Consider the following 13608-nt stretch of genomic DNA (forward strand, 5'->3'; position numbering starts at 1 on the left):
GCGCATGTCAGTGAATAAAGACCTTTCCAGCCGCATGGCCTTCATCGTTTCCCTGCTCATCGCCAGCGTGGCGTGGCGTGGGGCCTGGGCAGCGGGTTGGTCGCCTGCGGCGCCGATGTTGGGTCTCCGGTCGCTCCACAGCGCGACCCGGCTGGCGAATGGCAATGTGCTGGTGGCGGGCGGCTTCTACATCACAACGACCTGGAACTTCCCGACCGCCGCCGAGCAGTACAACCCCTCGACCAACACGTGGACATCGGCCGGCACCCTGCTCCGTGGACGCCGGGCCCATACCGCCACCCTGTTGCAGGACGGTAGGGTGCTCGTCACGGGAGGAGAGAGCCCCACCGGCACCCTGGCCCAGGCCGAGCTGTACAACCCGGCGACCAACTCGTGGACGGACGTGGCCTCCATGATCAGCCCGCGCGCCTTCCATACGGCGGTCCGGCTGCAGAACGGGAAGGTGCTGGTCGCCGGGGGCGCTCCCGTCAATTCGTCGACGAACGCGGCCGAGCTGTACGACCCGGCGACCAACATCTGGACGGCCGTGCCTTCCATGAGCAGCGCCCGCAAGCAGCACAGCGCCGCCCTGCTGGAGGATGGAAGGGTGCTGGTGGCGGGGGGCTACAGCGGGGGGACTCCCTTCTGGTCCAGCGCCGAGGTGTACAACCCGGCGACCAACTCCTGGTCGTCCGTGGGCTCCATGAGCACGGCCCGAGCGCTGTTCCCCCTTGCGGTCCTCCCCACCGGCAAGGTGCTGGCGGTGGGGGGAAACAGCGGAACGGGCCTGCCGCCCAGTGTGGATGCATTCGACCCTGCGACCAACACCTGGGCCCCGGTGGCGCCCATGGGAATCGGTCGCTACATGCACACCGCGACCGTGCTCGCGAACGGTCAGGTCCTGGCGGCGGGGGCCTATAGCCGGGACAGCGCCGAGCTCTACGCACCGGCGACCAACACCTGGACGAGCGCCGGCGTGATGAGCAGCCCCCGCGGTGAGCACACCGCGACCCTGCTCGCCAATGGGAAGGTCCTGGTGACGGGCGGAACCGGTGGCAGCGGCCATCTCGCGACGGCCGACCTGTATTCGCCCGACGTGGGGAGCGACCTGGGGAGCAGCCTGGGCTCGGGGCTGGTGCAGGCGGACACGTGCACCGCCACCAACGATTCCACGCCCGCGTGCAGCGCCGGCAGCACCGCGCCAGACCGGAGCTTCACCTGGACGGCGCCTTCGTCCGGCACCTTCACCGTGTCGACGACGGGCTCCTCCTTCGACACCGTGCTGTCCCTCTTCGACGCGAACACCGGCGCGGCGCTCGGATGCAACGACGACGTGAACGCCAGCACGTTCCAGTCGTCCGTCGCCGTGACGCTCTCGGCGGGACGGCAGCTTCGCATCGTCGTGGATGGCTACCGGACGCGGTGCGGCACCCTCACCCTCAACATCCAGTAGTCGCGGCCAGTCAGGGCGGGGCGCCTCCGGAGACGACGGGGGCGCGGTGGATTCGTGTCTGTTCAAACCCAGCATGGAGGCTTGCCATGAATCTGAGACGTCTGTGCAGCATCTTCGTCGTGCCCGCGCTGCTTGCGACTGGCTGCGGAGCGCTGGAGGACTCGAAGGCCGTGGGCGATGAGACGCGGGAGGCTAACGCGGACCTCGCCACGTCGGCCGTCTTCTCGGGCACGGTGCGCAACTCGGCGGGCGCCGTGCAGGCGGGCGTCACGGTGGTCATCAACGGAATCTCCCGGACCACGGACACCACCGGCCGGTACTTCATGTCCGTCGTGGCGTCGGCCAACGGCTACGTCCTCACCCTCCGGAAGAACGGACTGGCCTCGGCGACCGAGTTCTATTCGGCGAGCAAGACGAGCCTCAACCACACCCTGGAGACGGGCTACGTGCAGACCGTCAGCCCGACGGTGGACAGCACGGTGACCACGCCCAGCGGCGTGAAGGTGAACCTGAAGGCGAACACGCTCGTCAACGCCAGCGGCGTGCCGGCCACGGGCCCGGTCAGCATCACCGTCGCGAGTTATGACCCGATGCGCATGCCGGGCGACTTCACGGCGGTGAACTCCAGCGGGCAGCAGGTCGCGCTCGAGTCCGTGGGCGCCGTCTTCGTGGGCGCCACCGATGCCAGCGGCGCGGCCCTCAACCTGGCGACGGGTGCCACCGCGACGGGCTTCATCCCCGTGCCCACGCAGGTGGGTAACATGCCGGCGTGTGTCTCCGACGGCACCTGTCGACTCGCGATGTGGAAGTTCAACGAGACGACGGGCAAGTGGGAGGAGAAGTCCGCCAGCATGCAGTTCGGCCCAACGGGCACCACCTTCACCATGCAGGGCACGAGCAGCATCTCCGGCGCCGTCCCCATCAGCACGGGCGGGCTGGGCATGTGGAACGCGGACATCGAGAAGCGCGAGCCCGCCTGCACCATTATCGAACTCGTGGGTTTCCCGGAGACCTGCTTCGGCACGACGGGCACCGTCCAGTTCAGCCTGAAGCTGCCCAACGCTGCGGGCACGCTCATGCCGCGCACCGACACGATGTCCCAGGCGTCGCCCTTCATCGTGCTCTACAACATCCGCGCGAACGCCTTCCAGGAGGTGGGAATCACGTTCCCGGCCGGCGCTCCCACGAACTGCGCGAAGAACCTGGACATCTCCTCCACGCCGGCCGCCTCGGCCGGCTACCCGTTGTACACCACGGCGGGCGGAGTCACCCGGTTCAACTCGGGCGCTCCGTGGGGAGGCACCGGCTACCCGAAGGACCCGAGCGGCAACATGATCGACTTCGACGACGTGGCCCAGGGCACGCACCCCTGCAAGTCGCGCGTGCAGTTCACGACAGAGCTGTAGTCGCTTCCCACCGGCCTGTCCCCTCAAGTCCCGAGCGGGACAGGCCGCTCGTCGCTCGGCGTCGAAGCCTCCGACCGTTCGATTCGGAGGGAAATGACTCACAGGGAATGCGGCACCCGGACAAGGAGAAACCCGATGAACAGTGATTGTGGCTGGAGAAGTGTTCTTCTTGGCGCCTGCGCTGTCCTGAGCCTGTCCTGCGGTGAAGGCCCGCTGCCCGAGGAGGAACGGGCGGGTGCTGGCATCCCGGGAAATGAGGTCGGTACCGTGGATGAGGTGGGCCAGGCGCTGACCGACGAGCTCGGCTCCGTGCTGGGCTCACCCGTCGCCACGAACAATACGTGTGCCGCGCTCAATGAGCACACTCCGGCCTGCACCACCCAGACCACGGCTCCGGACCGCGCCTATTACTGGACCGCGCCCTCCACCGGCATGTTCACCTTCACCACGACGGGCGCTACCTTTGACACGGTGCTCCTGCTCCTCGATGCGTCCACCCATGCGTCGCTGGGCTGCAACGACGATGCGAGCAGCACGACGTTCCAGTCCTCGGTGACGGTGAACCTCACCGCCGGCACGCGGGTGAAGATTGTCGTCGATGGCTACAGCACCCGCTGCGGCGACTTCGCGCTCAACATCTCCGCGCCGACCTTCGCGGGCTGCGCAGCGGTGAAGGCCGCGATTCCCAGCGCTCCCGATGGGGAGTACGTCATCAACCCGACCGGCGCCCGGCCCATCTCCGCCTACTGCGACATGCGGTTGGGGGTTGAACTCTGCACGGAAGATGTGGGCGTTCGCCGGGGACGGACGCGTGAGGGCTCGAACCTCGACTACGTCATGATGAGCCTGCTTGCTCGCACGTCCGGGCTCTGTAGCGTGTGGGCCCTCCGCGGCGCCAGCGACAATCGTCCCATCGACTCCCTCGTCGCCGCTGGGAACCCGAGCATGGGGACCTGTCAGGCCCTGGGTTTCGTGAGTGATGGGACAATCACCCTTTGTGATTTCGGTAGCGAGCGGGGGACCTGCGGCTACAACGTGAGCAGCGGCTATTATCGATATGGCAATGGCTGCATGGGTTGTTCCTTGAACGACGGCTATTACACCTCGTACAAGCTCCAGGGCCCGATGCGGATCTCCACGGTCATATCGAGCATGGACGGCAGCACCCGTTCAGTCTGCCGCACGCGCTGACGATAGGGGGCGCTCCAGTCGCCTGGACCTATTCCAGGATGCGCCCATGCTGGAGCACGGACACGATTCGCTCCTCCTGGGTGGGGGATGCGGGGGTGGCCCTGGAGCGAGGGCCAACCCACCCGTTGAATCAGTTGCGGACGATGATGTAGCTGAGCCGAAGCCAATGAAGCTCACGTCGCGCGAGACCAGCAGGTAGCTCACCTGGCCCGCGTTTACGACCGACAGGCCCTTGTTGGAATAGCGGTACTCACTTCGCGCCTGGGAGCGAGGACAGCGCGGCGCGCACCGCGTCCACCGCGTACTGGGAGAACTCCCGCTGCATCCTGGGCAGCCGCTCCGCCTCCGCGAGCGCCGTCTCCAGGTCCTTGCGCGCCTCGTCCTCGCGTCCCGCCCGCTCCAGCGTCCGCGCCCGACTCAGCCAGACCGCCAACCGTCGGCCGCCCTGGGCCCGCTTCAGCGCACGGTCCGTCGCGGCGAGCGCCTCGTCATAGCGGCCGAGCTCTCGGAGGTTCGCGGCCACCCGTGTACTGGCGGAGAAGTCGTCCGGGAGCTCGCGCTCCGTCTGGACGAAGAGTTCGAGGGTGTCCGCCAGGTGCCCGCTCAACTCGGCGGCGCTGTAGAGCTGCGAGTCCCACGCTGCCCTGCCCCGCGCGGTGGTCTCCTCGGCGCGGTACGCGAGCACCTTCGCGTAGTACTCCTCGGAGAGCTTCCGGGCGCCCTCCTTGTCGCCCCTCGCCGCGAGCAGGTCCGCCATGGAGTCGTAGAGCCAGGTCTGGCTCTTCGTGCCGTGCTTCTGGGCCTGCTCGAAGGCCTTCTCGAAGTAGACCTCCAGCGCCTTCATGGCCGGCGCGGCCCAGGGCTTGGGTTCGTTGGCGTAGCTCGCGCACGAATAGCCGGTGCTCGCCGGGCCCGCTTGCCCCTCCTCGTCGAGGCTGGGGACGGTCCTCACCGCGTACTCCGCGCAGGCCTGGAAGGCCTCCGCGTTCCACAGTGCATTGAGCGCGGACTCCACCGCCCGGGTGCGACGGATCCAATCCCTGGGGCCCTGCTCCACCGCCTCCTGATACTTCCGCGCGGCCAGTTCGTGCTCCCTCCGGGCATGGGCGCGGTCGCCCTCGAGCAGCAGCAGCTCCGGCCCCGACACCTGGGCGCTCAGCGCGCGCCGCGCATCGTCGAGCAACGCCAGGACATCCTCCAGCGCCGCGCCTCCCATCCAGCGCACCGCGGGAGTCTCCGTCTCGGAGTCGAGCACCAGCAACGTGGGCAGGTTGTCCACCGGGAAGCGCTCGAGGAGCGGCTCATTGATGGGGTCATCCACGTCCACCGCGAGCAGGACGTAGTCCTTCGCCTTCGCGATGAAGTCTGGCGCGGCGAAGACCTGGGCCTCCATGGTCCGACAGGGCGGACACCACACCGCGCCGAAGTCGATGAAGAGCGGCTTGCGCTCAGCGCGGGCCTGGGCGAGCGCCGCGGCGTAGTCGTTCTGGATGAACGTCGCGTAGTCGGGGGGACGTGCTTTCGTGGTGGCACAGCCCACGAGGACGATGAGGCAGACGGGGAGGAGTCGCTTCATGGGAAGCGACTCTAGTCCACCGCCCTGCCCCATCCACCGGGCTCGCGGCTCACCTGGGCGGGTTCACCACGACGTAGGAGACCTCGGTACCGGAGTAGCGAGGCTGGTACCAGGTGCCTTCGCAGTTCTGGTACGTGACGCCGCTGACCACGGCCGTTGAACACGCCGGAGGAAGCGAGCGGGCCACGGAGCCAATGGCCGCCGCGGTGACAGTGGCGGTCGCCGTCACGGCGGCGGCCGTCGCGACCGGGTGATAGTTCCGGTCGACATCCACGTCGATGTCGCGGTGCACGTCGACATCCCGATTGACGTTGGAATTGACGTGAGTCCTCGTCGTGGTGCGGACCGCACGCGCCTCGGCGCTTCCTGCGAGCAGTCCGAAGCCAAGGACGACCGCGAGGGACTTCGGGAATGAATGGGGGCTCATGGGTTCAGGCTCCTGGCTCACGGGCTTCTTCCGGGATTCGACGGGCCTGCATCGAATTGAATCCGGTGGGAGCCCTTCGGGGGGTTGAACGCGAACACCGCGTTGCCGACGTTGGGCTTCAGGTTCCAATCGAGGACCGCGACGTGCTGAGGCTGCGTGGGGTCCTGGGTGTTCGTGATGACGAGCTTCCGAGGCAGGGGCTTGTCCCCCTTCTCGATCCAGACCTGCCAGTCCACGCCTTGCTGCTTGAAGGCGTACTGCTCGGTCTCCACGCCGTCGATGGTGGCGGGCCCCACGTCGATAGCCGACTGGATGTCCTTGATGCCGCTCTTGTCCGTCCCCCAATAGAAGAGGTCGACCAATGGAATCTCGACACCGTAGCGATGCTCGGCGGTGGCGATGGTCTGCGCCAGCGTGGGAGGAGCATCGAACGAGGCGTAGTAACCGCCCTTCGGGCCATTCACCGTGAAGGTCTTCCCGTCATAGAAGAACTGGCGCTGCTTCCGGTCAGACTTGATGTCGACCCTGAGCTTGTCGGGGCGGCGCGCGCGGAGCTCTGCTTCCGAGGACAGCTGGATCTTCTGACCGCTGTCCAGGACCTCGTCCGTGGTCGTCTCCGCCGTGATCGCGAATGCAGGCAAGCTCCTCAGGAAGCCGCCCATCTCCTCCAAGGCCTTGATGGCGTTGGGGTCGACCGCGGGCGCATCCTTGGGACCCGCGGCTGCCTGCCCTGGTGCCGCGAGCGCGGGCGAGAAACCACTCACCAGTCCGCCCGCGCAGAGCACCAGCGAAAGCAGCCGCTTCCTCGAACCCATGCCTTGAAGCCCCATGCCGAACGCCTCCCCTGCGGATGTCCAGAAGTCAGCTCCGCATCAACTTGGAGATGCGTGGGGCATGAGCAAGTCCAGGCGGGCCTTGCTCACTTCATGCCACCAGGCCTGGAGCAAGCCCCCGCCGCGCACGCCAGGTCTTTGAGATGACTGAAGGCTACGCGCTCACGACGGCCACCACGGCGGGCGCCTCCACCGGGTCGACCAGGGACTTCTGCTCCCACGCGCGGCTCTTCCACCGAATCCACATGGAGATGCCCCGCAGCCACTCATCGGCGGCGACGGCCAGCCACACGCCCGCGAGCCCCAGGTTCAGCTTGAAGACCAGGACGTAGCCCAGCGGCAGGCTCATGCAGACCATGGACAAGAAGCCCATGTAGACGGTGAAGGGAGCATCCCCCGCGGACCGCAGCGCGTTCACCAAGACCAGATTGAAGGAGCGCCCCGTCTCCAGCAGGAGCCCCAGGACGATGACCTGGGACGTGAGCCGGACGATGTCGCCGTCATGGGTGAACAACCCCACCAGCGGCGCGCGGACCAGGATGGCCGCCACGTCCACGACGAAGGTGATGGCCACCGCCCACTTCAGACTCTGGAGCACCCGGCGGTACGCCTCGTCGACCTGCCCCGCGCCCACCAGCCGGCCGACGATGATGGCCGTGCCCATGCCGACAGCGAGGCTGAACAGGAAGATGTACTGGGAAATGGCATTCGCGTACTGCCGCGAGGCCAGCGCCGTGGGCCCCAGGAACGTCACGTAGTAGAGGAACACCGCCTGGCAGGACTGGTACGTGCCCTGCTCCACGGCGGAGGGAATCCCCACCCGGAGGATCTTCCGGAGCGTGTCGCGGGAGAACGTCACGTAGTCGCGCGCCCGCATCTTCACGTCCATCACCCGGTACAGGAGCCAGGCGAACACGACGAGCGCCACCGCGCGGCTTCCCACCGTGGACAGGGCCGCGCCGGCCACTTCCAGCCGGGGAACGCCAAGCAGCCCGAAGATGAGCAGCGCATTGCCACCCACGTGCAGCGCGTTCATCCCCAGCGCGATGAACATCGACTCGCGCGTGAAGCCGTAGGTGCGAATCAGGCTGGAGCAGACGTTGATGAGCGCCTGGAGGAAGATGAACCCTCCGGCGATTCCCATGTACGTGCGCGCGTGCTCCAGCACGATGCCGTGCAGGTTCATCCGCAGCAGCAGCGCATCCCCGAACAGCAAGAGCCCCGCGCTCACCGTCACGCCGAGCAGCAGGTTCAGGGTGATGGCCACCGCGGAGATGCGCGCGGCCTCCTCCGAACGTCGCGCGCCCAGGTACTGGGACACCACGACGGAGGCACCGTTGCTCACCACCTCCATGATGAGGATGCAGATGAACAGGTACTGATTGACGACGCCGACAGCGGAGACCGCGTCGTCGGACACACCGCTGAGCATCAGCGTGTCCGCCGTCCCCATCATCATGAAGAGGAGGAGCTCCAGGAAGATCGGCCAGGTCAGCCGAAACAACCCCATCCGGGTGGGGCCCTGCACTGTCGTGTCTGCCATGGTCCGCCGCGCTGAACTCGCGCGAGGGACTAACAGTCGCCGCACTGCGTCGCCAGCCCGTTCGCGCCTGCCTGCCATGGACTCAGGGAGCCTCGCGGCTCCTATGAGCTCAAATGACGAACGTGCGCACGTGACGGGCGAGTCACGCGCGTCGTCAGTGCTTCATCAGCTCGCGCGAGGAGTCCACCACCGGCGACTTCTCCGAGGAGGTGGAGCTCACCTTGAACAGCGGCTCGGAGCCGCCCTTCACGTTGTTGCGAGACGCGCTCGGGGGCGCGGACTCGTTGGAGGAGAGCGACGGAGTCGACACGGGCGAGTTGGGAGCCAGGCTCTCCTGCTGCTTCTTCGCCGCCGCGCGGCTGCGTCGCCACAGGAAGTAGCCGATGCCAGCCACCGCGAGCACGCCCATGACGGCGTACTGGCCTTCCTTGAACTTGGAGATGAGCATGTCCAGCTCGCCGCCGAAGTGGAAGCCGAGCCACACGAAGATGGGCGCGGACAGGAGCGCGGCCAGCCCATCCCAGAAGATGAAGCGCCAGTAGGACATGCCCACCGAGCCCGCGGTGAAGTACGTCACCGCGCGCACGCCCGGCATGAAGCGCGCGATGCAGACAATCTTCTGTCCGTGGCGCTCGAAGAGCCCTTCTACCCGCGCGCGCTTCTCCGCCGTGACGATGCGCGCGAAGAAGCCTCCGCCCTTGCCATCGCCGTTGCGCCCCAGCTTTCCGCCCAGCCGACGGCCGGCGAAGAAGATGAGGCTGTCACCCACGAGGATGCCGGCGAAGCCCACCGCCATCATCACCGGGAGGCTCGCGGCGCCCTTGTGCGCCAGGAAGCCGCCCAGGATGAGCGAGATGTCCTCCGGCAGGGGAACCCCCAGGCCGCAGGCCACGAGGATGCCAAAGACGGTGGCATAGGCGATGAAACCCTGTGAGTCGCCGAGCAGGTTGGTGAGAAGGTCTTGCACGCGTTGTCCCGTCCGTTCACTTCCGATTGGCTTGCTGGGTCACCGCCCGAGCCAGCCCATCCAGCGCCCACACATCAACCGGGCGCGTGTCCTCAAAACTCCGCGACAGGGTCTTCAAACCGAAGTACCCCTCGCGCTGGGCCGCCTCGTAGGCCCCCGCTGGTGCCCCCGTCGCCGTCAGGGCCAGCGCTCGGCTCAGCAGCGCCACCCCGTAGTCGTCGACCGTCCCCTCGCCCGCCCCTTTCGCCCGCGCGTCCTTCAGCGCCGCCGCCCCACCCGCCCAGCGAGCACCCAGGCGGCCGGCCAGTCGCGAGGACAACAGCCCCCGCGCCAGCTCGCGCACCACGGGCTCGGGCTCGGGGGCCCGCGTCGCAGGCCCCACCACAATCACCCACCCGCGCCCCGTGTCGACCGGTCGCACGCTTCCCTCGGCTTCGAGCAGATTAACCACCACCCGGGGTGCTGGCTCACCTTCCCGTAGGCCCAGAAGTCGGGCTGCTTGTTTGAACGGGCCGTCCAGCAGGGGCAACCAGGCGCGTTGCGCGGCGCGGAAGTCGGGCAGCGTCTCCGCTCGGAGCGCCGCCACGGGCCACTCACGCTCCACGCGGGCCAGCAGCGCCTCCAGCCCCACCAGGTCCCCAGGAGCGCCCGGCACATCGGGGCCTCCGAGGATGCGCGCCAGGTACACCTCCACCGGCTCCGGGTGCGCGGCGAAGTAGGCCCGCGCTTCCTCGAGCACCGACGGGGCCGCTGTCGCCAGCTTCTCCCGGACGAGCGTGCGAGCGCGGCCGTAGCGATAGGTGGGAACGGGGTGGGCCCGCTCGACGGGGCCGGCGTCGTAGCCGGCGCGGTTCAGCAGGGCGAACAGCGTGAAGACGCGGACATCGGCGCGCACCTCCAGGCCACCCGGAGTGTACTGGCTCGCGAACCAGTCCTCCTCGGGGGCGATGGAAACCTGAGCGGTCGACCCGGCGTGCGCGGGGGCCGACGCATGGACCCCGAGCAGTAGGAGGAAGGCCAGGTGGGGGGCTCGCATACCGGCGCCCACGCTACCACGGGCCTCTCAGACGGCCGGAGCCTTTCCGATGAGGGTGCGAATCATGTCCCGGTTGTCGCGGGCCTTCTGGCCGAAGAAGCCGACGATGCCCATCAGCAGCTTCACGCAGGCCTGCGGCTTGGTGGCCAGGAGCTTCTGGAAGTCCGCGGCGCGAATCTCCAGCGCGGAGACATCCGTGACGGCGGTGGCGGTGCAGAGCCGCTCACCCTTCTGCACCAGGGCCAGCTCGCCCAGGGGTTCGCCGGTCCCCACTTCGCCCAACGGGACGTCGTCACCCGAGGGGCTCCTGGCGCTCAGTCGCACCGTGCCCTCACCGACGATGAGGAGCGACTCCCCCGTCTTGCCTTCGGTGAACAGCGCGGTGCCCTTCGGGAAGGCACGCGGCACGGCCACGCCCGCGAAAATCTGGATGCCGGTGTCCGTGAAGCCCTTGAAGAGAGGGCACGCCTTGAGGGTGTTCGCAGGCACGAGAGCCATGGTGCGGGGTCCTAACACGGACCGCGAGGGCCGGCGAGTCAGCGGCTGGCGCGGTACTCGGAGGCCAGTTGCACGTAGTGATGGGCGGACATCAGGAGGAACTCGCGCTCCGCTTCGGTGAGGGGCCGCTTCACCTTGCCGGGAGCCCCCATCACCATGGAGCCGGGAAGTATCTTCGTCCCGGGAGTCAGCAGCGTCCCCGCGCCGATGATGCAGTCGTCCCCCACCTCCACCTCATCCAGGAGGATGGAGCCCATCCCGACGAGGACGCGGTTGCCCACGGTACAGCCGTGCAGCACGACGTGATGCCCCACCGTCACGTCGTCACCGATGACGGTGCTCGACCTGCCGCCGGTGACATGGACCAGGGACAAGTCCTGGAGGTTGGTGCGCTTGCCCACGCGGATGGGATTCACGTCGCCGCGCATCACCGTGTTGAGCCAGACGGAGGAGTCCTCGCCCAGCTCCACGTCCCCCACCACCTGGGCGGAGTCGTCCACGAAGCAGCTCGGGTGGACGCGGGGGGTCACCCCGCGAAACGCTCTCAGCGCCATGCAGTCACCTCTTGCGCGAGCGGCCCTCAGGCCTCCGCGACGACGTGGAACGGCGAGACGGGCGGCGCCACCGGCAGCGGCTCCACGGTGGGCAACTGCAACACCGCCAGTTGCTTTCCGGAGAGCTGGTTGGGCGTGGAGCGATCCACCTTCACCGTCACGAAGGAACCCGTGGGCGCGTCGCCCTCGAAGTTGACGGTGCGGTTCTCCGGCGTGCGGCCGAAGCGCTTGGCGGCGTCGTAGCGCGAGTGGCCCTCCACCATCACCTCCACCACCGAGTCCACCAGGGCCGCGGTCGTCTCCGCGCTGATGCGACGCTGCAGCTTCTGCAGGCGCTCCAGCCGGGCGATCTTCACCTCGTGCGGAATGGGGCCCCAGTCCTTCTCGCGCAGCGCCGCGCCCGTCTTGGGGCGGGGGCTGTAGATGAAGGAGAACTGGTTGTCGAAGCGGACCTCCTCGGTCAGCTTCATCGTCATCTCGAACTCCTCCTCGGTCTCCCCGGGGAAGCCCACGATGATGTCGGTGGTGACGGCGATGCCCGGCCGCGCCTCGCGCAGCTTGTTGAGCCGCTCCATGTACTGCACCACGGTGTAGTCGCGGCGCATCATCTTCAGGATGCGATCACTCCCGCACTGCACGGGCAGGTGGAAGTGCGGCGCGATCTTGGGCTGCGTGCGGAACGCCTCAATCAGCTCGTCGGAGAGGTCGTGCGGATGGCTGGTGGTGAAGCGCACGCGCTCGATGCCCGGCACCTCGGCGGTGCGCAGGAGCAACTGGGCGAAGGACACGCCGCCCAGGTACGAGTTCACGTTCTGGCCGATGAGCGTCACCTCGCGCACGCCGACCTTCGCCAGCGAGTCCACCTCCAGGAGGACCTCCGGGAAGGCGCGGCTCACTTCACGGCCGCGGGTGTGCGGGACGACACAGAACGAGCAGACGTTGTCGCAGCCCTTCATCACCGTGACGAACTCGGTGACCTTGCCGCGAGACGTCTCCGGGTCCGCGCGCGGGAAGACGTACTCCTCCGAGTCCACGAAGGCGGTCTCCACCACCCGCGCCCGCTCCGACTCCACGCGGCCGATGATGTCCGGCAGGCGGGCGATGTTGTCGGGGCCGAAGACGAAGTCCAGGTACGGCACCTTCTTGATGAGGCGGTCCTTCTCCTGCTGGGCCACGCAGCCGCCCACGCCGATGAGCGCGCCGCGACTGGCCTTCACGGGCTTGTAGCGGCCCAGGGCGGACAGCATCTTGTCCTCGGCCTTCTCGCGGATGGAGCAGGTGTTGAGGATGATGAGGTCCGCGTTTTCCGGCACAGGCGTCGGCTCGTAGGACATCTTCGCCAGCACCTCGCTCATGCGGAGCGAGTCGTTGACGTTCATCTGGCAGCCGAAGGTGTGGATGAAGTAGCGCTTCATGGGGATTCTCTGAGCAAGAACGTGCCCTTATGCGACGGTCGGGCACGGAAATCAACCGAACCGGGGCCCGCGGTCATCCCTGACTGAGCAGTCCGGTCATCCGGGTGTGGAGATCCAGGAGGGAGCCCTCGCGTTCCCGGAGGAGCGCCAGGGTGGCCTCGCCATAGCGGCGGCCCAGGGCCACCGTCTCCCGCTCCTGCTTGCCCAGCTCGTCCCGGACGCGGGTCCGCAGCTCCTCCGCCGAAGCCTCCGAGGCCCCTTCGAGCTGACGCAGCTTGTCGTCCAGCTTCCGAGCCGTCCACCGGCGGCCGCCGAAGGCGCGCAGCATGGCGATGCCCTGCTCCAGCGCCTGGGAATCCAGGCCGGAGGCCGTCTGGGCCAGGGCGTGGGCACGGGCCAGGGCTTCCGAGCCTCTGGCCGAGCCCACGTCGGCCAGGAAGGCCTCCTGGTAGCGCACCAGGGCATCGAGCAAGGCACCGTCCACGGGCGGCATGGCCATGCGAAGGGTCCGGTCATCCGCCGCGGAGAGGTGGGTACCCGTCTCGCGGTTGGGGACGTCCTGGTAGCCGTGGTCGTCGAAGAGTGAGGGGGCCATGGGACTCCTGGGGAAAGGCCGGGCAGGTGTAACAGGGCCCGTCCCGTCGCGGTAGGGTTCGCGACACTCCTCTCCTGGCGCGAATCTGAACATGCCCAGGTAGCGCGCCGCCGA

The 13608-nt window shown here is 67.9% G+C and carries 13 protein-coding genes; 3 read left to right on the top strand and 10 right to left on the bottom strand.

Annotated elements, in window-relative coordinates:
- Window positions 1-34 precede the first annotated feature (34 nt).
- The 3 genes from HUA76_RS39595 (at window position 35) to HUA76_RS39605 (ending at window position 4050) form a co-directional block, all read left to right on the top strand.
- A complete protein-coding gene (locus HUA76_RS39595) occupies window positions 35-1453 on the top strand; it encodes a kelch repeat-containing protein (RefSeq protein WP_174463811.1) in 1419 nt (472 codons plus the stop codon).
- Between the two features lie 86 nt (window positions 1454-1539).
- On the top strand, window positions 1540-2859 hold the full coding sequence (locus HUA76_RS39600; RefSeq protein ID WP_174463812.1) for a carboxypeptidase-like regulatory domain-containing protein: 1320 nt from the start codon (window positions 1540-1542) through the stop codon (window positions 2857-2859).
- Window positions 2860-3126: 267 nt separating this feature from the next.
- Window positions 3127-4050, top strand: coding sequence for a fibrinogen-like YCDxxxxGGGW domain-containing protein (locus HUA76_RS39605; protein WP_174463813.1), 924 nt, complete (start codon window positions 3127-3129; stop codon window positions 4048-4050).
- Between the two features lie 250 nt (window positions 4051-4300).
- On the opposite strand, the gene HUA76_RS39610 is transcribed toward HUA76_RS39605, so the two are convergent.
- The 10 genes from HUA76_RS39610 to HUA76_RS39655 form a co-directional block, all read right to left on the bottom strand.
- Window positions 4301-5626, bottom strand: coding sequence for a tetratricopeptide repeat protein (locus tag HUA76_RS39610; protein ID WP_174463814.1), 1326 nt, complete (start codon window positions 5624-5626; stop codon window positions 4301-4303).
- A 49-nt stretch (window positions 5627-5675) separates the two neighbouring features.
- Window positions 5676-6053 (bottom strand): hypothetical protein, encoded by a 378-nt coding sequence (locus HUA76_RS39615; RefSeq protein WP_174463815.1) that lies wholly within the window; start codon window positions 6051-6053, stop codon window positions 5676-5678.
- Between the two features lie 17 nt (window positions 6054-6070).
- Window positions 6071-6868, bottom strand: coding sequence for a DUF2092 domain-containing protein (locus tag HUA76_RS39620; RefSeq protein WP_174463816.1), 798 nt, complete (start codon window positions 6866-6868; stop codon window positions 6071-6073).
- A gap of 172 nt (window positions 6869-7040) precedes the next feature.
- Window positions 7041-8429 (bottom strand): MATE family efflux transporter, encoded by a 1389-nt coding sequence (locus HUA76_RS39625; protein WP_174455541.1) that lies wholly within the window; start codon window positions 8427-8429, stop codon window positions 7041-7043.
- Between the two features lie 154 nt (window positions 8430-8583).
- Entirely contained in the window at window positions 8584-9396 is an 813-nt protein-coding gene (locus HUA76_RS39630) for a DedA family protein (RefSeq protein WP_174463817.1), read from the bottom strand.
- A 16-nt stretch (window positions 9397-9412) separates the two neighbouring features.
- Window positions 9413-10432 (bottom strand): hypothetical protein, encoded by a 1020-nt coding sequence (locus HUA76_RS39635; RefSeq protein WP_174463818.1) that lies wholly within the window; start codon window positions 10430-10432, stop codon window positions 9413-9415.
- A gap of 27 nt (window positions 10433-10459) precedes the next feature.
- Window positions 10460-10930 carry a cyclic nucleotide-binding domain-containing protein gene (locus tag HUA76_RS39640; protein ID WP_141644409.1) on the bottom strand — a complete coding sequence of 157 codons (471 nt, stop codon included), beginning with the start codon at window positions 10928-10930 and terminating at the stop codon, window positions 10460-10462.
- 38 nt (window positions 10931-10968) lie between these two features.
- On the bottom strand, window positions 10969-11484 hold the full coding sequence (locus tag HUA76_RS39645) for a gamma carbonic anhydrase family protein (protein WP_141644408.1): 516 nt from the start codon (window positions 11482-11484) through the stop codon (window positions 10969-10971).
- A 26-nt stretch (window positions 11485-11510) separates the two neighbouring features.
- Window positions 11511-12899 (bottom strand): tRNA (N6-isopentenyl adenosine(37)-C2)-methylthiotransferase MiaB, encoded by a 1389-nt coding sequence (gene miaB, locus HUA76_RS39650; RefSeq protein WP_174463819.1) that lies wholly within the window; start codon window positions 12897-12899, stop codon window positions 11511-11513.
- 73 nt (window positions 12900-12972) lie between these two features.
- Window positions 12973-13494: a hypothetical protein gene (locus HUA76_RS39655; protein ID WP_141644406.1), complete on the bottom strand. Its 522-nt coding sequence runs from the start codon at window positions 13492-13494 to the stop codon at window positions 12973-12975.
- Between the last annotated feature and the right edge of the window lie 114 nt (window positions 13495-13608).

Source organism: Myxococcus sp. CA056 (assembly GCF_013336715.1).
Classification (GTDB): Bacteria; Myxococcota; Myxococcia; order Myxococcales; family Myxococcaceae; genus Myxococcus; species Myxococcus llanfairpwllgwyngyllgogerychwyrndrobwllllantysiliogogogochensis.